A 22,920-nucleotide genomic window follows, 5' to 3' on the forward strand; every position below is an offset into this window, starting at 1 on the left:
AGCAATTATTGTGAGGCGCTTAAAGGGCAAATGCAAAGTCAGAATTAGTAGACTAGTATTTGGACTTTAAGGGCCTTAATAACAGCAAGATTTCAACGTAATCAATTACTAAGGTATAGCCAATATTAGACGTGGCTGTATTGTAAACAAAGTGATGTGGCTTGAATGATTTAACCACAGTAACTTTCACAAATTAAAAGAGCTAACTATGCGTTTGTTAAATGATCACTTATTAAAAATTCTTTTAGTGCTGGTATCCAGTTTTGCAACAGAACTAGTTGCTAAAGATTACTTCGTAGAAAATCAGCAAATGTATCAGAATATCGCGCCTAAATTAAAAGCGGGTGACACAGTAGTTCTTAAAAACGGTACTTGGACTGACTTTGAGATTATCTTAAGTGGTCAAGGTACAAAAGATGCACCAATCACTCTTACTGCAGAGACCAAAGGCAAGGTTATATTATCGGGCCAATCAAATTTAAGACTCGCAGGTAAGCACTTAGTTGCATCAGGTTTAGTATTTAAAAACGGTTTCACGCCAAGTAGTGCTGTTATTGAATTTCGTCGTAACAAAACTGATTTGGCATTTCATTCAAGAGTAACTGAAATCGTTATCGATAATTACAATAATCCAGACAAAACTGAATCGGATTATTGGGTTGCTCTTTACGGCCAATACAATCGCTTCGATCACAGCAATTTAGTTGGTAAACGCAACAAAGGCGTTACGGTAGCGGTTAGATTAAACACAGTCGAAAGCCAACAAAATCATCATAGAATTGACCACAACTTTTTTGGCTATCGTCCAATATTTGGTTCAAACGGTGGTGAAACCCTTCGTATAGGAACAAGTCATTATTCATTAACAGATTCTTTTACGCTGGTTGAAAACAATTATTTTGAAAGAACAAACGGCGAAGTCGAAATTATCTCAGTTAAGTCTGGTAAAAATGAACTTCGTGGCAATGTGTTTTTTGAAGCTCGCGGCACTCTAACTATGCGTCATGGTAATGGCAATGTGGTTGAAGAAAATATCTTCTTCGGTGGCGGCGTAGATCACACCGGCGGTATCCGTGTCATCAATAAGCACCAAGTTATCCGCAATAACTATTTAGAAGGGTTAACTGGTTACCGATTTGGTAGTGGTTTTACCGTGATGAATGGTGTTCCTAATTCTACAATTAATCGTTATCACCAGGTTGACAACGCGTTAATTGAAAACAATACATTTGTTAATGTTCGTCATATTCAACTTGCTGCTGGTAGCGACGCAGAACGCAGCGCGGCACCAATTAACAGTGTGATGAAAAATAACCTCATTATTAATGAAGACAACAAACAACCATTTACCGCCTTTGACGATGTCAGTGGTATTAAATTTGAAGGTAACATCGCCAATACCCGTGTTCTTGATGAACTTATCTATGGTGTTAAAAAGCAAAACGTCTCCCTTGCTGGATTAAGTAATGGACTACTTTATCCGGCATCTCCATCTGTTAGTGTTGGCGCTAAACGTGGTTTAAAAGTGCTTTCAAAAGATGATACGGGCGTAAGTTGGTACCCTAAATTACCTTAGCAGTGTAGAGTTTGATTCAGGTAAAACGCATTCAGTAAAAGCAAACCCAAAGGCTTTATTAGAAGCAATTAATAACGCGTCTGCAGGTGACATACTGGTATTAGCCGCCGGTCAATACGATGTACCTAAAGTTGCTGTTATCAACAAAACATTGACGTTAAAAGCGAAAGCAAAGGGCAGTGTTACCCTAACATTTGAACGTTCTGCTTTATTTGAAATCCAAGACGGCGGAAACTTGAAACTTGACGGCTTAACGATTACCGGTGCAAGTAGCCCAGATGCTGCAGGTAACAGCGTTGTTCGAACTAAGAAATGGGGTATGGTCGAAAACTACCGCTTTATATTACTAAATTCGACAATTCTCGATCTTGATATTAACCACTCTTTCCACTTTTTTGTAACGGGTAAAGGCGCATTTGCCGACGAAATTACTTTAAAGAACAATACCTTTAAAAATGTTACTGGCGACGTTATTCGTCTCGATAGCGAAATTGAAGACCTAGGTATTTACAATGCGGAATACGTTAACCTTAAAGAGAATAGCTTTACGGATGTTGAAGGCGGTTTAGTTAAATTATATCGCGGTGGGTCTGATGAAAGTACGTTTGGTCCGCACATCTTAATGTCGAACAACAAGCTAACTAATGTTGGTTTAGGTAAACGCAACAAAAGTAAATCAAGCGTTTATTTACACGGTGTTCAAGTAACGGATATCGACAGTAATACAATTGTAAAATCTGCACCGATAACAGTTGAGCATACCGTTGGTGAACCTAAAACAGTCATAAACAATAATGTGTTTGACGCCACGAAGGCCCCAAGTGTGACAGAGTTGCGCGTCAAAGGTCCTCATACTGCAAAACTAAATAATAATAAGGTTAAATAAAATACTATGAATTTATTTTCTAATAGCCTAAAAGCAGTTGTCGTACTTGCTGCAACAGTGGCAATTATGTTGTCACTACGAGCAGAAGCTGTACATCCGAGCTTAGTCACAAGTAAGGCCGACGTTGTTGAGATGCGTAAAGAATTAACCAAAGATGGTCGATTCAAACAAGCATTTATTGCACAAAAGAAACAGGTTGATTCGCAAATTGCACAACCAATTGAGGTGCCTGTTCCTAAAGATGGTGGTGGCGGTTATACCCACGAGCGTCATAAAAAGAACTATCAACTGATGTACAACGCGGGCATGATTTATCAATTAACTCAAGACGAAAAGTACGCAGATTACGTGCGTGACATGTTGTTTGAGTATGCTGAATTATACCCAACGCTAGATGTACATCCAAAACGTAAAATGAAATCTCAGAATCCAGGTAAGTTTTTTTGGCAAAGCCTAAACGAAGCCGTTTGGTTGGTTTACACCATTCAAGCCTATGACCTAATACATGATTCTTTAGACGCTGCTGAAATTAAGAATATTGAGCAAAACCTATTAAAACCAGTTGCCTTGTTTTTATCAGAAGGGCAGCCTTCAACATTTAATAAAGTTCATAATCACGGCACTTGGGCTACGGCTGGCGTAGGCATGGCCGGTTATGTAATGAACGAACCAGAATGGGTTGAAAAAGCACTATATGACTTAGATAAGTCTGGTAAAGGCGGCTTCTTAAAGCAACTTGATCAATTATTCTCACCACAAGGGTATTACAATGAAGGCCCTTATTATCAGCGATACGCGTTAATGCCGTTTGTTACTTTTGCAAAAGCAATTGAAAGCAACGACCCTAAACGTAAAATTTACCAACACCGCAACGGGGTTTTGTTAAAAGCCATCGATACGACGATTCAACTTAGCTACAACGGTCTGTTTTTCCCAATCAATGATGCAATCAAAAGCAAAGGCATAGACACTATAGAATTGGTGCACGGTGTCACGGTTGCTTATGGATTAACAAACGATCCTAGCTTTTTAGATATTGCCCAGCAGCAAGATCAAATCATTCTTACAGGTGATGGTCTTAAAGTTGCCTGCGGCTTTAGATAAAAATTTAGCAAAGCCATATAAATTTAAATCAGTCGCATTTGGTGACGGTGATGACGGTAAACAAGGCGCGCTTGTTGTCATGCGTACGCAAGTTGGCGGCGACCAAGCATTGTTATTTAAACCGGCCGCACAGGGTTTAGGTCATGGTCACTTTGATAAACTTACGTGGCAGTTTTACGACCACGGTAATGAAATTGTTTCAGATTATGGCGCAGCACGCTTCCTTAACGTAGAAGCTAAATACGGCGGTCGTTATTTACCTGAAAACAATACCTATGCAAAACATACCATTGCACATAATACTGTAGTAGTAGATGAAACTACGCATTTTGATGGTAATGTGGAAAAGGGCAATAATAACGCCCCGACATTAAACTTTTTGAAACCAATCAGTTTGGTTCAGTGTCAAGTGGTGAAATAAGCACTGCATATGACGATGTTACATTAGAACGTACCATGGCACTTATTAACTTGCCTGAACTCGATAGCACACTCGCACTTGATTTGTTTGATGTGGTTGCAACTGATGAACACCAACTTGATTTACCGCTGCATTATCAAGGTCAGTTAATCGACACGAACTTTGAGCTTAAAGCAAATGCATCGCACTTAATGGCATTAGGCAAGAAAAACGGTTACCAACATTTGTGGTTGAAAGGTCAAGCGACACCGGAAAAAGGGTTAGCTAAAGTATCCTAGTTAAACGAAAACGGTCGCTTTTATACACAGACTAGTTTAGTAAATGGTGATGAATCATTTATGTTCACGCAAATTGGTGCAAATGACCCTAACTTTAATCTACGTAATGAAAACGGCTTTGTTCGCCGAGTTCAAGGTACTAAGCAACATCAATTTGTGTCAGTGTTAGAACCTCACGGTGAGTACAATCCAAGTAAGGAGTACACACTAGAAGCCACAAGCAGAGTTACCGGTCTTGAGTTGACCAATAACGGCGATTTAGCGCTGGTTAAAATTTCTATTGCAGGAAATACTTACTTAGTCGCAATTAACAAAGTAGCTAACAAGAAGAACAAGTTAGAAAGTGAGCTACAGCGTAAATTTACATATCAAAATAAAACATTTTCACTGAACGGTAGATTGGCCGTTTATGTGCTGACAAATCCTTAGGAGTTCATAAGATGCAAAAAGAAAGTGCACATTTTTCATTTGGTAACGAAACTGAAATCGAAGATATTGGCGGTGGCTTAAAACGTCAAATGTTAGGTTATAACGACGAGCTAATGGCGGTTAAAATTTGGTTTGAGAAAGGTGCGATTGGTTACAATCATGCGCATCGTCACTCTCAAGTTACTTATGTCGTAGAAGGTGAGTTTCACTTTAACATTGACGGCGTAACTAAAATATTGCGAGCTGGTGACAGCTGTTATATGCCTCCACATGCTGATCACGGTGCAACGTGCCCAACCGGTGGTATTTTGATTGATACGTTCAGTCCACCTCGCGAAGACTTCCTAGGGGAATAATATGAAAATTCAAGGATTACGTTGGTGGGTAGTGTCGTTAATCGCGCTAGCTACAATTATCAACTATATTGACCGCTCTGCGTTAAGCGTATTGTGGCCCGCCATTAAAGTTGAACTTTGGCCAAATGAATCAGAATTCGAACGTAAGCAAATTTACGCGACAATTTCTGTTGTATTTGTATTCGCATATGCGTTTGGTCAAGCCATATTTGGAAAGATTTTTGACTGGATTGGTACACGAGTAGGTTTTGTTATCTCCATCGGTGTTTGGTCTGTGGCAACTGCTGCTCATGCGTTCGCTCAGGGGATTTTAAGTTTTAGTATCTTCCGAGCCATATTAGGTGTTGCCGAAGCTGGTAACTGGCTAAGGTGCTGCCAAAGGTAACGCTGAATGGTTTCCAACTAAAGAGCGTGCATTAGCTCAGGGGATTTTTAACTCAGGCGCTGCAATTGGTGGGATTATTGCGATACCGTTAGTTGCATACCTTACCGTGTACTTTAGCTGGCAAATGGTATTTGTCATTATTGGTTTAGTCGGTTTATTGTGGCTAATACCTTGGATTGTGCTTGTAAAATCGCCTCCTGGTTCTCACCCATGGATCACTGAGGAAGAGCGTGCCTATATCCTTACAGGTCAAAAGAATTTAAACGCCGACGACCCTTCAATTGAAGAAGAAGAGTACAACCCGTCAACTAAAGAGTTATTGTCTCGCAAGCAAAGTTGGGGTGTAATTATCGCCTCTGCAGCGATTGATCCAATTTGGTGGTTGTTTGTATTTTGGATCCCAATTTATCTAAATGAAGTTTATGGTATGGACGTTAAAGGCATCGGTATCTACGGTTGGGTTCCATACGTAGGTGCAATGTTTGGTGCATGGTTTGGCGGACTATTAGCTCAAAACAGAATTAAAGCCGGTTGGGATACGAATAAAACACGTAAATTTGTTATCTCATTAGGTTGTTTGATTATGTTGCCTTCGTTGTTAGCGATGGCTAACCCAGACGCTCCGGTAAATGCTGTGTTAATTATGGCTGTTATTTTATTCGGATTTCAAACGGCTATCGGAAATGTACAAACGTTACCAAGTGACTTATTGGGTAAAAAATCAGTCGCGACTTTATCTGGTTTTGCTGGCATGGCGGCCAAATTGGGTGCGGTAGGTCTAACAACGCTAGTACCTTGGTTAACGGCTGATGGTAACTACTACCCAGCGTTTATTATCGGTGCATCATTGGCAATTATTGCCATGGCAGCTGTTTGGTTACTTATTCCTAAAGTTGAGCCACTAAAAGCGTTAACTAACGACTCAAATAAACCTCAGTAAATTGACAGTTCAATACTCAATGCCTCAAAACATCATTTGCAGGCATTGGGTATTTTCAAAATTAATTAAAGTGGATAAATTTACTCTATGAAAAAGATACATTTTTAGGCGAATGTATGGTTGAGTTGCGGGCAGGTGACGCGTCAACTATGCATCAGTCATTTGCTGGTGATGTATACAATTCCGCTGTGTATTTAAAGCGTGTGTTTCCTGAAGTGGCTACGTCCATCGTTACGGCGGTTGGACAGGACAACTTAAGCGACAAAATGGTCGCGACGTTTGAGCAAGAATCTATCGACACGAGATATGTGTTCAGACATGAAAGCAAGGTTGCAGGTTTATATCTTGTAGAAACAGATGAAACCGGTGAACGAAGTTTCACTTACTGGCGCAGTGACGCGGCAGCAAGAAAAGTTGTCGATTTCCTAAATAGTGACGTTCTCGCAGAACTTGCTACAGGCGATATGTTCTTTTTCTCTGGTATTTCGCTAGCGGTAATAGAGGAAGATGCCCGCTCATTATTTTGGGAAAAACTGGAACTGCTTAAAAATGCAGGCATAAAATTGGTGTTTGATCCTAACTACCGTGCTCGTTTATGGCGCAGTGAAGAACAGGCCAAAGAACAGTTTGAACGCGCACTTCATGTTTCTGATATCGCATTGCTAGGGTAGAAGATCTAACCGAATTGTATGGTGTAGACACGGCTCAAGGTGTTATTGATTTTTGTCGTCCGTTTGGATTGCAAGAATTGGTTATTAAAAATGGCCTCAGGTTCAGTGGTTACATTTGAATCTGAAACCTTACTTACTCACAAAATTACACCAGTAACTAATGTGGTAGATACGACATCAGCTGGCGACGCGTTTAATGGTGTTTATTTAGGTGCTCGTCTAACGGGACAAGCGGTAAGTGGATCCGTGCAACTAGCAGCAAAAGCAGCAGGGATTGTGATCCAACACCCTAGGGCGATTTGCCCAGTTGCGGCATTTGAAGCAGTAAAATCGTAAAAATATCCGTAAATTTGTAAACTAATCCCTTTATTCGGGGATTGTTACAAACTGTAAATAAGCGAGAAAGTATAGCTTGTTATTCTTTCTCGCAAAATCGACTTAATCAAAATTGTAATATTAAAGGCATAGTAATGACTTCTTTTTCTACTTTAATGGGCGATCAAACGCTTTTACCAATCATTCAAGCTGACAGCCCAACACAAGGTGTTAACATTGCTAAAGCAATGGCAAGTGCCGGTCTGAAACTGGTTGAAGTTGTATTGCGAACTGAGCAGTCATTAGCGGCTTTAACTGCAATTAAAGAACAAGTACCTGAACTTATTGTTGGTGCAGGGACGATTACCAACGAAACTATTTTAAAAGAAGCAATCGATGCAGGTGCCGATTTTATCGTAACACCGGCTGTGTCTGCTAAACTATTAGAACACTTAGTCACTTGCGGTGTTCCGGTATTACTCAGGTGTTTCAAATACGGGTGATATTTTGATGGCGCGAGAATTTGGTTACACAGAACTCAAGCTTTTCCCGGCGTCTCTATCTGGCGGTGCGCCGTTTTTAGCAGCGGTTGGTTCGGTATTTCAAGATATTACATTCTGCCCAACGGGTGGGGTAACACCACAAAATAAAGGCGAGTACTTGGCCTTAAATAACGTCATCGCTGTTGGTGGAACTTGGGTTTGCCGCAAAGAGTGGGTGGCGGAAGAAAACTGGCAAGCAATCACAGATGCTTGTAAAAATGCTATTCAATAATTAGGTTATATAAAAATGACTAAACTAACTGAAGCTTTGGTACCCGGTGTTGTATTAGGAGATGATGTTCAAACCTTATACAACCACGCTCGATTAAATCAATATGCGTTTCCTGCTGTTAACACAGTAGGGACAAATTCTATTAATGCCACTTTAGAAGCGGCGGCAAAAGTAAACTCGCCGGTTATTATCCAGTTGTCTAATGGTGGCGCGGCCTTTTTCTTGGGGAAAGGCTCAAAACTAGAAGGGCATGAGGCGTCAGTTAAAGGTGCTGTTGCCGCGGCGAAGTATGTTCACATTGTTGCTGAGTCGTATGGCGTACCGGTTATGTTACATACTGACCACGCGGCGAAAAAACTCTTACCTTGGATTGACGGCTTGCTCGATGCTGGCGAAGTTCACTTTAAGGAAACGGGTAAACCGTTGTTTAGTTCTCATATGATCGATCTTTCGGAAGAATCTTTGGAAGAAAATATAGCGACATGTGCAGAGTATTTAGCGCGCATGAGCAAAATGGGCATGACCTTGGAAATTGAACTTGGTTGTACCGGTGGCGAAGAAGACGGTGTTGATAATAGTCATATGGACGCCTCTGCGCTATATACGCAGCCAGAAGATGTTGCCTATGCCTATGAACAACTGTCGAAGGTGTCTGACAAATTTATAATTGCCGCATCATTCGGCAATGTTCACGGTGTATACAAACCAAGGCAATGTTGTGCTTACCCCAGAGATTTTGAAAAACTCTCAAGCCTATGTTTCAGAGAAGTTCGATTTACCTCACAACAGCTTAAATTTTGTCTTTCACGGCGGGTCAGGTTCAGAGCCTCAAAAAATTGCAGAGTCTTTGACTTATGGTGTGGTTAAAATGAATATCGATACCGATACGCAGTGGGCTAGTTGGCAAGGCATTTTGGATTACTACAAAAATAAACAAGATTATTTACAGGGCCAAATTGGCAATCCTGACGGCGACGATAAACCAAACAAAAAACACTATGATCCACGTGTGTGGTTGCGTAAAGCTGAAGACTCTATGGTCACTCGACTTGAGCAATGTTTTGCCGAGTTGAACTGTTTAAATCGATTCGTGTAGCTTTAAGGAATAAAATGAAACGTCTAGTTCCAGTGTTAAAGAAAGATGGAGTCGATAAAGACCTCATCATGTTAATTCGTACCATATTGGCTGCATCTAAAGAAATCGCGTTCAGAGTGAGTCAAGGCGCACTAGCCGGTGTGTTAGGGTCAACTCTTGATGAAAATATTCAGGGTGAAGTGCAAAAGAAGCTCGATGTATTGTCTAATCAATTATTAAGAGACATGCTATTGGATGACGATACTGTTCGCGCAATAGCCTCTGAAGAAGAAGACTATGTCGTTGGTGGTCACCCAGATGCGCAGTTTATCGTGGCGTTTGATCCACTAGATGGTTCTTCTAACATCGACATTAATGGCCAAATAGGCACGATTTTCACTATTTATAATGCTCGAAATGACGTGCCATTTGATAGTGAGCTGCAATTTGCTCAGGCGGGTTCTGAGCAGGTTTGTGCCGGATATGTACTTTACGGTGCGTCGACTATGTTGGTGATGACAACAGGTGGACCGACTCGTTGTTATACATTGGATTTAACTCATGGTGGTTACTTGTTAACGCAAGATAAAATGACAGTGCCGGCCGACAGCAACGAGTTTGCAGTGAATATGGCTAACTATCGTTTTTGGGATAACCTCATTCAGAAATATTTTGATGATGTATTGTATGCCAGCGATGATTATAACAGCGCATCAATTCGATGGAATGCGGCTATGGTCGGTGACGTACACAGAGTTATTAGCCGAGGTGGTGTATTTGCTTACCCAGGTGATAGTCGACCATGGTATCGAAAATGGCAAAATACGTTTGTTATATGAAGCAAATCCGTTGGCAATGTTAGTGGAGAATGCCGGTGGGTTAGCAGTAACGAGTGGCCAGCAACGTATATTAGACATACAACCAACAACGCTGCATCAGAGAGTACCGGTTTATATGGGCTCGAAAAATTTAACTAAAAAACTTAATTTTGGTTAATAAGATAAAATTGGTAATATGATTTGTCGGCTAGAGACCTATGACCTTGGTCACTAGCCGATTTTTTACTACTTAGAAAGTATGCACAATACAAAGTTTTATCCCTATATCAGCTAGTTTGAATTACATCGCTCAAGTTAGGCAACTGTATTAATAATTGATTTTCCCTCGTCAATGCCAAACTTATCGTATAACTGAGCCAGAATAGATTGTTTATCATTGTCGCTTAATTCAGTTTCCCCACTTTCCGCTAATTTTTCTTCCATTAATTCAGTAAAATACTCAACTAATGAACTCAGTTCATCGCTCGATTGTGCACTACCAGAAGGTGGTGGCGGAGGAGGGGGCCGATTACCTCGCTGCTCTACGTTAGCTAAATCGCCAACGGTTTTGGCGTCATATCCTAACTCACCCATAGCACTTGCTAGACCTGAACCCGGAGTAATTCCTGCTTCAGAAAACGCTTCAACGATACTTTTTGCGTCTGCTTCGGTTAGATTTTCTGGGTCAAATTGTCCAAGAACGTCAGATATTTGAGTTTTTTGATCTGCCGTGAGGCTTTGCTCCATTCTGCTAGGTCTGGACATTTCTCCAGAAGAATTAATACCACTAATCATTAGCGTTGTCCTTTTGGTTTTTTGCCGCGTGGTGGTTTGTGGTCGGTAAACTCTTGTTCACTAATCACGCCGTTTTGGTCGGCGTCAATATTATTGAAAACCGTTTCATGATCGCCATGAGGAATGTCGTGGGAAGAGAATTCGTCAAAACTAATGTCGCCATCGGCGTTTAAATCCAGGGTGGAAAACTGCGGACGTCCTTTGCCTTGGCCGTCCTTGTCGCCGCGTCTATCGTCATTTTCGGCTGCTTGACTTGTTGCTGAAATGATAGACATCAATCCAACGATTAAAAATGACTTTGCAAAATATTTCATGGGAATTTCCTGTTGTTAATCTCAAGTGCCAAACGAGAATAACAAGGAAATTGCAAACATTGTGCAAGAAAAGAGGAAGTATTTCGCTCTTTTTCCTTTGTGGTTTATTACGGTTCTAAGTGAAAAACAACTAAGGTTTTCTCTTAGAACTATAATACTAAGCGGTAGCCCGTACCGTAGACTGATTGTACCCAGTCTTTTCCATCACTTATATCAGCCAGCTTTTTTCTGAGCTTTTTATGTGACTGTCGATAGTTCGGTTGTTCACGATTCGGTGATCAGAATACATATTTTGCATTAAGTGCTCCCGCGTAAAAATACGCTCAGGCTTTTCTGCAAGGGGTTTGAGTAATTGGAATTCGACTGATGTCAGTGTCACTTCCTGTTGATTAAACGCCACTACAAGACGGCTTTCATCAAGAATTAAGCCATTGCTCGGTTTGGACTCGGTTAATGTCCGACGCAATACCGCTTTCACTCTAGCGACAACTTCTCTTGGGCTGAAGGGTTTGCAGATATAATCGTCTGCGCCAAGTTCGAGACCTAACAGTCGGTCAATTTCATCGACTTTCGCGGTGATCATTAAAATTGGTACATTTGAAAACTGGCGGATCTCTTTGCAGATATCGATGCCATTTTTTCCCGGTAGCATTATGTCGAGCAAAATGGCCTTAGGTTCATGTTGTTTTACCCAGTCAACGACTTCACTACCGTCGTGCAACATATGGGGAACATAGTCAGTAAGCTTAAAGTAATCGGCGAGTAGGGTTGCCAATTTTATTTCGTCTTCCACAATGAGGATTGAATGTTGCATTTTTGTTCTCTAGTTTTAATTGGACTGATAATTAAATAAGGCGCTATTTCACTATGTTGCTTATTGTTTTACTTGCTGGTTTGCTATCACGAAATTGGTAGCTTAATCATAATACTTAACCCACCGGATGCCGCTTTTTCTGCAAAAATTTCACCTTGGTGTCCAGTGACAATATGACGACAAATTGACAATCCTAATCCTGACCCGCCGGTTTTTCGGTTTCGAGAATTATCAACACGATACAAGTGTTCAAACAGGTTTGGCAAATGAATTTCATCTACGCCTATACCGTTATCTTCGAAGTTGATAACAACAAACTCTTTACCACCCTCAAGTTCTCGACTCACATTCAGACTAATGCTCGTTGCGCCTGAGTACTTGATGCAATTATTGATAATATTTTCAAATAACTGACACAATCGCGTTTGATCTGCATACAAGGTGATGTTTTTATCTTCGACTTTGGTAACTAATTTAATGCCTGAATCGGCCAAATAACCACGGTATTTTTCAACTTCACCTTCGATTAGGCCATTTAATTCAACCCGCTCTTTACGATAACGCATACCGCCGATGTCGGCACTGGCCAATAGGTTTAAATCGTCGATAAGGCGTTGTAGGTGTTTCACTTCATCGTTTACCGACACAATATTAAACTTTGTTAAAGGCCGAACATCGTCCAACATGGCTTCTAATTCGCCACGTAATATGGCGACTGGGGTTCTAAGTTCGTGAGATATATTAGCTAACCAACGTTTTCGTGCTGATTCATTTTCACTAAGTGTTAATGCAAGTTCATTAAAATGTTCACTTAGTTCGCCAAATTCGTCTTTACGCTTCAATTGTATTTGCTGGTCGTATTCGCCTTGTGTTAGACCGTGCATGCCATTTTTTATTTGTTTGAGTGGTTGCACTAAATGCCGAGTTAGCGGCAAAGTAATAAGCGCCACTAAGGTTAAAACAAAGGTAGCGATGATCCAAAAGTAACTTTGTTGCTGATTCACAAAATCGACTTCATACCCTTTGGTTAGTTGACTGCGCTTAGATACGGCAAATTGGCCAATGACAATATCGTCAATGGTCATCGGGGTTTTGCTATAGTCTAAATCTGACAAATATTGGCCAACAACAACTTCGCCGGTTGCATCTAGAATAGCGTAATGCACTTGTTTACTTTCATTAGGGGTGGGGGTTGTCGATCAAATTGTTGTCTAGGGCCACCTTGTGCAATTGGTCCTTCTGCTGCATCACGAGCGTCACGTTCATGCGGTGGCGGAGGGCGTCGTGATGGACGCGAACGATCATCCTGTCTATTGCCCTGTCGATTGCCACGGGGTGAGAACTCGCTGTCACTAAGTTGTTCTGAAATTAAGCGGCGGAATTTATTGTGTCGGTTGGTCATCGACAACCAACTGTCGTTTTTCTTGTATTCGACAATCAATTGAGCCACTAAAGGTTGCAGAGCCTGCACTTCTTTGGTGTTTACATATTCCACCATTCCACGACCTAGGCTCCATTGCATAAGTGTTACTAAGCTAGTCACAAGTAATATGCTAAAGCCAAATAGGATTAGAAAAAGCTTATTTTGGATCTTCATAGATAAAAACAACAACCTTTAGATAATAATTTATTTCAAATTTACAGCCATAGGATAATGCAAAATTGTGTAAACATTGTGCATATTTTAAGGTTTTACCGTTAAATATATAATGGCCATACCGAAGATATTTAACGCGACTTTCAAAAACTAGACGATAGTTGACTATTAATGGTTAACAACAATACAATACGGAAATTCAACTGGGATTAAATTGTAGGGATAAATTATTATGGAATTGCGTTTGTTCTTGGTTTTCAGTTCTGTTATTTTTTTCATAATTACATTCTAATAAAAATAAAAAAGGGTAAAAATGAAACTTGAAATGCTGGATATCGGAATATTCATAACCTATGTTTTGGGGTTGCTAATATTGGCGTTATGGATCTCTCGCGAGGAGAAACAAGGGGGAAAGAACACAGAAGATTACTTCTTAGCCTCTAAATCATTACCATGGTGGGCAATTGGTGCTTCGCTTATTGCGTCAAATATATCTGCCGAACAAATCATTGGTATGTCAGGCTCAGGCTTTGCTATCGGTTTAGCTATTGCATCCTATGAATGGATGGCAGCAATCACCTTGATCATCGTTGGTAAATATATGTTGCCTATTTTCCTTAAAAATGAAATTTATACTATGCCTCAGTATTTAGAGCAGCGTTTTGACAGCAGAGTTAAGACAACTCTAGCGCTGTTCTGGTTAGCGGTTTACATCTTTGTTAACTTAACCGCTGTATTGTGGTTAGGCGGACTGGCGATAGAAACGGTCGCTGGTGTTGATTGGATGTATGGCATGATCTTCCTAGCTGTATTCTCAGTGGCTTACTCATTATACGGTGGTCTAAAGGCGGTAGCTTATACTGACATTTTACAAGTAGTACTGCTGGTTTTTGGTGGTCTATTCTTAAGTTATCTCGCGCTTAACCAAGTTTCTGGCGGCGAAGGTTTTATCGCTGGTTTTAGCGTTTTAACCACTGAACTTCCGAGCCACTTTGATATGATCTTAAGCCCTGAAAATGAACACTATATGAGCCTCCTAATTTCAGTTTTGGTTGGTGGTATGTGGTTAATGAACTTCGGTTATTGGGGATTTAATCAGTATATTATTCAACGTGCACTTGCGGCTAAAAGCCAAAAAGAAGCACAGAAGGGCATTGCATTTGCAGCTTACTTAAAACTTCTAATGCCTATCATTGTGGTTTTACCGGGCATAGCAGCGGTTGTACTTTATCCTAATTTGTCATCACCTGACCAAGCTTATCCGTCTATGATGGCGTTAATGCCAGTTGGGATTAAAGGGTTAGTGTTTGCTGCACTTGTGGCGGCGATCGTATCGTCATTAGCCTCTATGACCAACAGCATTTCGACTATCTTCACCATGGACATATACGCAAAATTAAAACCTGGAAAGACACAAAAACATTACGTGACAACCGGTCGAATCGCCGCACTTGTTTCACTCGCTGTTGCCTTAGTTGTAGCGGAACCGCTACTCGGTAAATTTGAACAAGCATTTCAGTATATACAAGAGTTCACTGGGTTCTTTACACCAGGATCGTGGTCATCTTTGTAATGGGTATGTTTTGGTCGAAAGCAACTTCTGCGGGCGCACTTGCAGCGGCAATTGGTTCGGCAGCCTTCTCTATATTGTTTAAGATAATTTGGCCTGAATTACCGTTTATGGACCGCGTTGGTTTAGTATTCCTGATTTGTTTAGCACTGTGTGTTGTGGTGTCATTAATGACAAAAACTACAGGTTCCAATAGCTGCGTAAGCTTGGATGAAGTGAATTTTGAAACAGACAGAAACTTTAATGTTGCCGCAATTGGTATCATATTGATATTAATTGGCTTGTATGCCACTTGGTGGTAATCATAAAGTTTGAATCGACCTGAAATAGGTTGACACTTATTGCTCAAATATAATCATATTAAAACGCTCGATAAAGCTCATCGGGCGTTTTGTATTTTAAGGCCGTAGATTTGGTCTTTTTTTATTTGGTTTGACCCATTCAGAGCAACATTGACCATGTAATAACTTGCTTTTTTGGCAGGGATAACTCAACCCTAGTTTTAACAAGCCCCAAAGAATAAACGCCAAAAACAAGAAATGCAGATATTTGAACAATGCGGCATATTTATACCATGACGAGTTGAGGACGATATAAGTAATTCAATTAAATTTCCTAAATATAAAGGTTACAGGGTTTGTGAATGCTCACTATAGTTGTATTTTTTAATTAGCCAGTAGCCAATTCCTGCGGATACTACTGTACCGACCACTAAAAATATTCGCATCGCCAAAATAGAAAAGTGACTTTGTTCTGGGCCATTTAATGCTTCAAAGCCAATGGCATTGAGGGCGATACCTGAACTAATGACTGCGATAACACTCGACATAGAAATGATCCAACTTTGTAATGAAACAAATAGGCCCTCGCGGCGAATATGGTGGTTTGTTTCATCTACATCGATTTGGTCAGCAATCATGGAGCTTATGATAACCGCCATTGCGCCCCAAATTGCACTGCATAATATGGCGTCAACAATTAGCCAAAGCCCACTGCCTTGACTGATAGATAAACCATTTGCATAGTCCACCGATGATTGTGATTAAGTAAACCCACTTCATCGTCGCGACTTTTCCAATCTTACTAGACAGTCTGGTTAAAATGCCAATTGTGATGATCCCCGTGATTGCATACGCTGAGGATAAAACCCCTTTCCATGTTGCTCCAGCAGCGACATCGCCGTCATTCATATAATACACAAGTACGTAATAATCCATGCTCGCGGCAAAGCCACCAAGGGTTAACTGAATGAAAATGATGGCCAACAGGATCTTCATATTTCTGTTTTTGATAATGGCTTTTAGGCTTTTAAACAACGGCATTTTTTGGTCTGTTTTGGCGGGCTCAAATTGTCTTTCTTTCAAAAATAGGCCTTAAGCAACATACCGCAAAGTCCTAGAAAAATAAGGGCGACACCCCAGCCAACAAATTTCATTCCAATGATGATGCCACCAAAAAAGCTTAGTTGAGCAATGGGAAAGACCCAATGATATAAAATGGCACCAAATTTTAAGAAGTAAGTGACAAAGCCCATTACACGAGTGCGCTCGTGGTAATCACGCGTGGCCTCATAGGCCAAGCACTTCATTGGCACAGTCCAAAAGGTATTAAACAAATAAAACGCTAATACCATAATGGCAAAATAAATGAGTTGTGTGTCGCTGCTCCAATGAGCAGGCACCATCCAAATCAAACCAAAAAAGGCAAGACAACCAAGGGAAAACAAATAGAAAGGGGCGGCGTCGACCATATGGCGTGTTGAGGCGATCGGACCATTGACCAACAAAAGGGGCGATAAAGCTAGCGATAAAAACGGGCACTTTCATGGCAAAAGCCAATAGAAAAGGATCGACTCCAAGGGTCATTTGATAATACGGAATGGCTAAAATACCTATCCCTTGGTTGGCAAAAAATATTGCAAAAAACCAATACCTAAAAATATTTTTTGTTTGAGCAAAACCGTATCGGATGTGAGCAACATTTAACTTATCAAAATGGGATTGATTAATTATTTTGGGCGAGAGCGAAACGATAGTAAAGGGAAATAAATTACTTTTGATTCTGCCGAATAATAGTCCCCATTTTTACTGCTAAACCGAATGTAAAATAGCCAATTTATGGCGTTAACCATCCGAAAAAACGTAAGAAATACCAACTATTTTTAAATAACGCTATTTTAATAATTTGGCTTGTATCCCACTGTTTATAAGGTGTTTGAATAAGTGAAATTTACTCATACTAGCAATTAATTATTTTTATTTGTTCGAGTCGTTTAACAGGACGACATAATTCCCCCTCATTATAAAACCGTATTAGTCGCTTATTGTAGCTAAGTGAAATTGAATATTTTTGTCTCTCTAAATATTCATTTTTATTAATAAAGTGACAATTGCATCGGACTAAGTCTTAGTTGCACACACAAAATAAAAATAACAATTAATGGGGTTTAAAATGAGAAAAAGTAGATTGCTGCGTTTAATTCTACTGGCTTCTGCAACGTCGCTCACATCATGTGGCGGTAGTGGAGACGCTGATGAAAATGTGGTTCGTAACCTATTTGCGATTGGCGAGACAGTAGAAGCGCTAGAAGATGGTGAGATGATCGAAGGTGACGTTAGCGAAAATGATCAGGGCGAAGGATTGTCATATGTGTTAAGTGGCGACGGTTTGTCTGAAAATGGTGAATTGACATTTAATGCCGACGGTACATTTACCTACAAACCCAATGCTAATTTTTCAGGGACGGACTCATACCAATATGTGGTCAACTAAGGCCGGTACCGGAGAAACCGACTCTGCGATATTAACCATCAATGTTGTTAGCGATTTTGAAACGCCAGAAGAAGCCGGTTGGGGTCTTGTTACTCAGGAAGACTTTAACGGAACAAGCCTGACGAGTGGTCAATGGTTAAGTGAAGGCGCCACTGAAACTGAGGGTAACTTAGTATTAACAGCAGAAGCAGGCGGTTTTGCCTCATTAATGGCGGTTAATTCGCTACCCCAAGGTCGATTTGAAGCACGTATTCAAGTCGCAGCGGGCGACGCTGTAAAATCTATATTTGCCGCTTTGCCGATGGCGGACCAATATGACGGATATAACGCAATAGAAGCGGTAAGCTTTCAAAATGGTGACCTGATCGCCGGCGCGCATTTTGGAATTGGCGAAACTAATGGTGTTAAATTTAATAGTGAAGTAACTGCCTCGGCGTCCACTGAGTTTCATGACTATGCAGTTGAATGGAATGACGACTTTATTCGCTGGTATATCGACGGTACACATATTCATACCGTCGACCGGCTCAACTTATGGGCTCATAACCTAGTCAATGACGAAGTATTGGCAAATACCTTTACATTGGGTGGGGCATCAGGTCCATTTGATCAAGACCTGCAACTCGTGCTTAAACTTGAAAACTCAGGCTCTGAACCCGCCATGTTGTTGGTTGATTCAATAAACGTTTGGACCTGTGATCCGCTTGTCGCGCCAGCACTTAAAGACTGTTCGGCTAAAGTCAGTCGAACAATTGATAAACTCGCGTCAGATAAAATACCGACAATTGAAGAAGTAACTACAGATGTCTTTGTTGATGGATTTTATGATAAAGACGACGTCAAAATCTCTGATCTTCAACCTTTAGTTTGGCACCACACAGACCAAATTATCGAGATGAATATATCCAACTTTAACAGCCCAACGATATCAACCGTCGTGCTTGAAAACGACCAAGCCACGGTGATAGATATCAGTTCTACCGAAGGCGATGCCAATATTGGATTTGCCACCTACAGGCATTGGACTGATTGGTCATAACGCAGTGTTAAGTTTTGATATGTACATTGACAGTGCCAATACCCTTACTGAGTCTTTTGACATCAGAATGGAAACCGGTTGGCCTTATATGGGGATGTTGACATGGATGACGGCTGATTTAACTCAAGATGCTTGGGTCACATATTCCATACCGGTCTCTGAATTTATCAATACACCGTTTATCGCGCCTGATTGGTTAACTTGGCTGCTAAGTATTTCCGAAGGGGACTCACTGCCACTTGACCCAACAAATATAGGAGCGTTACTTGTCATTGAATTTCATGATGGCGTGCATTTTCAATTAGACAACATTCGCTTAACTTGCATCGCCGCTGAAAGTTGCGTGCAAGCCCCATTGGCTATTCATGCTGAGTCAGGTCCTAAAGCGCCAAGTACAGTTTATCAAGCGGAAGATTTCACGACAGAATCTGGAACCCAGTTAGAAGATACTGCGGATGAAGGCGGTGGCCAAAATGTAGGTTATACCGATGCCGGTGACTTCCTTGAGTATGTGATCACCGCCCCTTCAGATGGCACATATTACGTCGACTTCCGAGTGGCTAGCGATGGCGGTAGCGAGGGATTTGAGTTTTTGGTCGACGGCCAAGTGGTCGCCACCCAAGCCGTTGAATCAACAGGCGGTTGGCAGGAGTGGACAACTCTGACTTCAACAGAATTTGAAATGACTGCAGGACAACATACGGTTCGAGTCGCATTTATTGGTGGCGCAATTAATTTCAACTGGTTTGAAATATTTGAACCTGTGTTTGAAATTTTTGTTGAAGCAGAAGCGTTTGTCGCAGAGTCAGGCACGCAATTGGAAGACACGGCAGATGAAGGCGGCGGCCAAAATGTGGGTTACACAGACCCCGGTGATTTTCTTGAATATACCGTCACTATCCCCGCCGATGGTACTTACAGTATTGAATATCGATTAGCCAGTGACCTTGGCAGTGAAGGGTTCACCGTTTCTTTTGACGGTGTCGTGGTAGATACCCAAGAACTTGAAGCAACCGGTGGTTGGCAAGAATGGGTTTCTCAAAAATCGACAGTTGATTTAGTTCAAGGCGAACAAACGATGCGAATCGATTTTGTTGGCGGAGCAATCAACTTTAATTGGATAAAAATAACCAATTAATCGCTCAATCAAGAATTATGCACCGCCATTAATCGAGCGGTTCGAACTAATCACTAACACGGACAACAGCAGAAAATAAAGAACAACTGTTGTCTCATTAGGGTAATTATTATGTACAAAAAGAATTTAAACCACATATTTTGGCCGTTAGCATCGCAGCTGCAATAAGTACGCCTGGATTTGCAGAAGAAAGAGCAGCTGAGCCAACACCAATTGATGAAGATGTTGAAGTTATTGAAGTCACGGGCATACGAGGCAGTATGCTCCGTTCTATGGACCTTAAGCGGGAAGCTAAAGGTATTGTAGATGGCATATCTGCTGAAGATATCGGTAAGTTCCCCGATACAAACTTAGCCGAATCTTTGCAACGAATTACAGGCATCGCGATTGAACGTGACAATGGTGAAGGCTCAAAAATTACGGTTAGGGGTTTGGCCCAGACTTTAACATTGTGACCTTTAATAGCCGCCAAATGCCAACTACAGGGGCCGTTCTTTCGACTTTGGCAATATTGCTTCTGAAGGCATTTCATCCGTCGAAGTTTATAAGTCAGGGCGGGCAAATGTCGCCACCGGTGGTATAGGAGCCGTGGTAAATGTTTCCACTCGTAAACCGCTGTCCAAACCGGGAGAGCAGGGCGCACTTAGCATGAAGGCAGCCTATGATCCAAGGCACAAGGGAAGGTGAGAGTATTACTCCAGAGTTTGCTGGGTTATACAGTAATACGTTTGCCGACGATACGATTGGTGTTGCGATTTCACTGAGTTATCAAGAGCGAGATGGTGGGAATCAGTCGGTAACGACCCAAGACTTCATGGGGCGTAACTTTGTGACTCAACAAGACATCATAGACGAAGTTGACGATGCGGAATGGGGTTCTATTCCAGTGGGCGATCCGAGCGCAAAAAACTTCCCAACGGAAGTCGGTACGGGTATTTACGCAATCCCGACGAATATTCAATACAATTTGGATGACTTTCATCGTGAAAGGATTAACGGCCAACTGACTTTACAATGGCGACCCTTTGATAATCTTACCGCGACGGTAGATTACACCTACGCTGAAAATCAGCAGAACTACCAACATCAAGATTTATCAGCCTATAGTTTGACCCTGGTTGTTCAACTCGAGAAAGCGAATGGGTAAAAGAGGGTAATATATACTCTCCTACTTCCTATACTCAGGTGGGGTGCGCTCAGGATAACCTGCAAGGGGTCGGAATTTACGCCACGGTTGATGAAAACAAATCGGTGGGTTTTAACTTAAAATGGCAGGCTACAGACAATTTGTCGATGGCATTGGATTATCACGATTCCAGTGGTCAATCTCAGCCAAACAGTAAATATGGCTCTGGCGGCTCGGTGGCTGTTGCTGCGTTAAACCGGATCACAACGTCAGGTTATTTTAGCGCAACCGGTATGCCGGTACTCGAGGTGCAATTAGGTGAGCGTAATTCACATAATCAAATTGTCCGTCTTGATGAAATTGATGTTAATGATATGCAGTTGTCAGGCAGTAACTTTGGCAGCTACAACAACCGAATGGACGTAGAGCAAGTTCAGTTTGATAGTACTTATGAGTTTGATGAGGGCCACAGTATCGACTTCGGCGTATCCACCGTTGAAGTGACTAACAGAGGACAATCTACTGGCATTTCAAGAAATAGCTGGAGTGGCGTTGGTACTCCGGGAGATATTGCTGATTTACTGACTATCGATTCAATTGACGGCGTTTTTGACGGTCTTGAAGGCAGTAATGATCCTCGCCAAGTTACCGAGTTTTTCACTTGGGATTTTGCAAGCTTAATTGAACGTGGCGAAGCCCTTTTGCAAACTGGTGCCCACGGCAATGTCACTAATGGCGGTCCATGTTTGACGGGGTTCTGTCCGTCATATGATTTTGACGCGGATGAAGTCACAACAGAAAAAACGTTTTCAATCTACCTGCAAAGCCACTATATGGCAGAACCATTTGACATGCCAATTAACTTATTTACAGGTTTACGGTATGAAAAAACCGAAGTGCATTCAGAAGCCCTTGTGCCATTACAGGATCGAATTGAATGGAGTGTAATCAACAATAACTTTGCTTTATATGAACAAAAAGACGCAGACAATAATACGATTGTGGGCTTCTCTGAAATTGACGGCGAATACGACATGTTACTGCCGAGTGTCGATTTTGATATTGAGTTTATTGAAGATGTGTATTTTCGAGCGTCTTATAGCTTAACCATTACGCGCCCAGTTTATAACGACCTCAAAGGTGCGATGAATATCTATTATTTTGGTGCTGACGGCGGTGGTGGTGGCCGAGGCAATCCGCAACTTTTACCGATGGAATCGAGCAATCTTGATTTCTCTTTGGAGTGGTATTACGACGAAGCAAGTTACATGTCTGCGGGGTATTGGACCAAAGATGTTGACAACTTTATCGTGAGCGAGACGTTCGAAGACCAACCCCTGTTTCAAGATCTAACGACGCCAATGGACGGTGCGCTATACGATGAAGCGATTGAAGCCATTACCGGTGGCGATCCGCTGTTTGTCTACGATAACCAAGACATCAATGATTATTTTGCTGAACACTTTGCTGATGAACCAAATGTTGAAGTGACAGGCGAGGGCGATGAAATTGAAGTTGTGGTGACCGGTTTAGCGACCGATCCGGTAGCGACCTTTGACGTCACTATGCCCATTAACCAAAACGAAACATCGGTTAAAGGCTGGGAGTTTGTTTTACAACATACGTTTGGTGAGTCCGGATTTGGTTTTCAAGCTAACTACACCGTGGTTGAAGGGGATCTGGTTTACGACATTAATCTCAACGAAGAGCAATGGGTCGTGCCTTAG

14 protein-coding genes and 10 pseudogenes are annotated in these 22,920 nt (G+C 41.4%); 15 read left to right on the top strand and 9 right to left on the bottom strand.

Going from position 1 to position 22,920, the window contains the following annotated elements; genetic code table 11:
* Positions 1-208 precede the first annotated feature (208 nt).
* The 8 genes and pseudogenes from PN838_RS23665 to PN838_RS23700 all read left to right on the top strand — a co-directional run bounded on the left by PN838_RS23665 (position 209) and on the right by PN838_RS23700 (position 10,206).
* A pseudogene (locus tag PN838_RS23665) lies at positions 209-2,462 on the top strand (chondroitinase-B domain-containing protein).
* A 66-nt stretch (positions 2,463-2,528) separates the two neighbouring features.
* A pseudogene (locus PN838_RS23670) lies at positions 2,529-4,694 on the top strand (heparinase II/III domain-containing protein).
* A gap of 11 nt (positions 4,695-4,705) precedes the next feature.
* The gene (locus PN838_RS23675; protein WP_215964054.1) at positions 4,706-5,050 is read left to right on the top strand and encodes a cupin domain-containing protein; all 345 of its coding nucleotides are present in this window, start codon (positions 4,706-4,708) and stop codon (positions 5,048-5,050) included.
* A gap of 1 nt (position 5,051) precedes the next feature.
* Positions 5,052-6,375 (top strand): annotated as a pseudogene (locus PN838_RS23680) (MFS transporter).
* 149 nt (positions 6,376-6,524) lie between these two features.
* Positions 6,525-7,382, top strand: a pseudogene (locus PN838_RS23685) (sugar kinase).
* Positions 7,383-7,516: 134 nt separating this feature from the next.
* A pseudogene (eda, locus tag PN838_RS23690) lies at positions 7,517-8,135 on the top strand (bifunctional 4-hydroxy-2-oxoglutarate aldolase/2-dehydro-3-deoxy-phosphogluconate aldolase).
* Positions 8,136-8,150: 15 nt separating this feature from the next.
* Positions 8,151-9,231 (top strand): annotated as a pseudogene (fbaA, locus tag PN838_RS23695) (class II fructose-bisphosphate aldolase).
* A 14-nt stretch (positions 9,232-9,245) separates the two neighbouring features.
* Positions 9,246-10,206: pseudogene (locus PN838_RS23700) on the top strand (class 1 fructose-bisphosphatase).
* 137 nt (positions 10,207-10,343) lie between these two features.
* Here the strand turns inward: PN838_RS23700 and PN838_RS23705 are convergent.
* The 5 genes and pseudogenes from PN838_RS23705 to PN838_RS23725 form a co-directional block, all read right to left on the bottom strand.
* A complete protein-coding gene (locus PN838_RS23705; RefSeq protein ID WP_272182222.1) occupies positions 10,344-10,823 on the bottom strand; it encodes a hypothetical protein in 480 nt (159 codons plus the stop codon).
* Positions 10,823-11,137: an EF-hand domain-containing protein gene (locus PN838_RS23710; protein WP_272182223.1), complete on the bottom strand. Its 315-nt coding sequence runs from the start codon at positions 11,135-11,137 to the stop codon at positions 10,823-10,825. The genes PN838_RS23705 and PN838_RS23710 overlap by 1 nt, the downstream gene beginning before the upstream one ends.
* Before the next feature lie 149 nt (positions 11,138-11,286).
* Positions 11,287-11,951 (bottom strand): annotated as a pseudogene (locus PN838_RS23715) (response regulator).
* Between the two features lie 86 nt (positions 11,952-12,037).
* The gene (locus PN838_RS23720) at positions 12,038-13,117 is read right to left on the bottom strand and encodes an ATP-binding protein (protein WP_272182224.1); all 1,080 of its coding nucleotides are present in this window, start codon (positions 13,115-13,117) and stop codon (positions 12,038-12,040) included.
* Entirely contained in the window at positions 13,099-13,548 is a 450-nt protein-coding gene (locus PN838_RS23725; protein ID WP_502592205.1) for a hypothetical protein, read from the bottom strand. The genes PN838_RS23720 and PN838_RS23725 overlap by 19 nt, the downstream gene beginning before the upstream one ends.
* A gap of 313 nt (positions 13,549-13,861) precedes the next feature.
* Here PN838_RS23725 and PN838_RS23730 point away from each other — a divergent pair.
* Positions 13,862-15,420, top strand: a pseudogene (locus tag PN838_RS23730) (sodium/sugar symporter).
* Between the two features lie 326 nt (positions 15,421-15,746).
* Here PN838_RS23730 and PN838_RS23735 read toward each other — a convergent pair.
* The 4 genes and pseudogenes from PN838_RS23735 to PN838_RS27685 all read right to left on the bottom strand — a co-directional run.
* Complete coding sequence (locus tag PN838_RS23735; protein WP_272182226.1) at positions 15,747-16,058, bottom strand: MFS transporter; 312 nt, start codon at positions 16,056-16,058, stop codon at positions 15,747-15,749.
* 31 nt (positions 16,059-16,089) lie between these two features.
* Entirely contained in the window at positions 16,090-16,482 is a 393-nt protein-coding gene (locus PN838_RS23740; RefSeq protein WP_272182227.1) for an MFS transporter, read from the bottom strand.
* A complete protein-coding gene (locus tag PN838_RS23745) occupies positions 16,479-16,868 on the bottom strand; it encodes an MFS transporter (protein WP_272182228.1) in 390 nt (129 codons plus the stop codon). The genes PN838_RS23740 and PN838_RS23745 overlap by 4 nt, the downstream gene beginning before the upstream one ends.
* Before the next feature lies 1 nt (position 16,869).
* Positions 16,870-16,983: pseudogene (locus PN838_RS27685) on the bottom strand (hypothetical protein); the annotation flags it as partial.
* A 586-nt stretch (positions 16,984-17,569) separates the two neighbouring features.
* Here PN838_RS27685 and PN838_RS23750 point away from each other — a divergent pair.
* The 6 genes from PN838_RS23750 to PN838_RS23775 all read left to right on the top strand — a co-directional run bounded on the left by PN838_RS23750 (position 17,570) and on the right by PN838_RS23775 (position 22,920).
* Entirely contained in the window at positions 17,570-17,890 is a 321-nt protein-coding gene (locus PN838_RS23750; RefSeq protein WP_272182229.1) for an Ig-like domain-containing protein, read from the top strand.
* Entirely contained in the window at positions 17,877-18,929 is a 1,053-nt protein-coding gene (locus PN838_RS23755) for a glycoside hydrolase family 16 protein (RefSeq protein WP_272182230.1), read from the top strand. The genes PN838_RS23750 and PN838_RS23755 overlap by 14 nt, the downstream gene beginning before the upstream one ends.
* Positions 18,889-20,067, top strand: coding sequence for a carbohydrate-binding protein (locus PN838_RS23760; RefSeq protein WP_272182231.1), 1,179 nt, complete (start codon positions 18,889-18,891; stop codon positions 20,065-20,067). Before PN838_RS23755 ends, PN838_RS23760 begins: the two co-directional genes overlap by 41 nt.
* Positions 20,068-20,207: 140 nt before the next feature.
* On the top strand, positions 20,208-20,522 hold the full coding sequence (locus tag PN838_RS23765; protein ID WP_272182232.1) for a TonB-dependent receptor plug domain-containing protein: 315 nt from the start codon (positions 20,208-20,210) through the stop codon (positions 20,520-20,522).
* Positions 20,523-20,728: 206 nt separating this feature from the next.
* Positions 20,729-21,214: a hypothetical protein gene (locus tag PN838_RS23770; protein ID WP_272182233.1), complete on the top strand. Its 486-nt coding sequence runs from the start codon at positions 20,729-20,731 to the stop codon at positions 21,212-21,214.
* 38 nt (positions 21,215-21,252) lie between these two features.
* Positions 21,253-22,920: a TonB-dependent receptor domain-containing protein gene (locus PN838_RS23775; protein ID WP_272182234.1), complete on the top strand. Its 1,668-nt coding sequence runs from the start codon at positions 21,253-21,255 to the stop codon at positions 22,918-22,920.

Origin of the sequence: Psychrosphaera algicola (assembly GCF_028401425.1) — a bacterium.
GTDB classification, from domain to species: Bacteria; Pseudomonadota; Gammaproteobacteria; order Enterobacterales; family Alteromonadaceae; genus Psychrosphaera; species Psychrosphaera algicola.

Bases quoted from the DNA above. Each gene is read 5' to 3' on its own strand.
- PN838_RS23675 (WP_215964054.1), top strand. From the start codon at position 4,706: ATGCAAAAAGAAAGTGCACATTTTTCATTTGGTAACGAAACTGAAATC.
- PN838_RS23705 (WP_272182222.1), bottom strand. From the start codon at position 10,823: ATGATTAGTGGTATTAATTCTTCTGGAGAAATGTCCAGACCTAGCAGA.
- PN838_RS23710 (WP_272182223.1), bottom strand. From the start codon at position 11,137: ATGAAATATTTTGCAAAGTCATTTTTAATCGTTGGATTGATGTCTATC.
- PN838_RS23725 (WP_502592205.1), bottom strand. From the start codon at position 13,548: ATGAAGATCCAAAATAAGCTTTTTCTAATCCTATTTGGCTTTAGCATA.
- PN838_RS23735 (WP_272182226.1), bottom strand. From the start codon at position 16,058: ATGGCGGTTATCATAAGCTCCATGATTGCTGACCAAATCGATGTAGAT.
- PN838_RS23745 (WP_272182228.1), bottom strand. From the start codon at position 16,868: ATGGTCGACGCCGCCCCTTTCTATTTGTTTTCCCTTGGTTGTCTTGCC.
- PN838_RS23750 (WP_272182229.1), top strand. From the start codon at position 17,570: ATGAGAAAAAGTAGATTGCTGCGTTTAATTCTACTGGCTTCTGCAACG.
- PN838_RS23755 (WP_272182230.1), top strand. From the start codon at position 17,877: ATGTGGTCAACTAAGGCCGGTACCGGAGAAACCGACTCTGCGATATTA.
- PN838_RS23770 (WP_272182233.1), top strand. From the start codon at position 20,729: ATGATCCAAGGCACAAGGGAAGGTGAGAGTATTACTCCAGAGTTTGCT.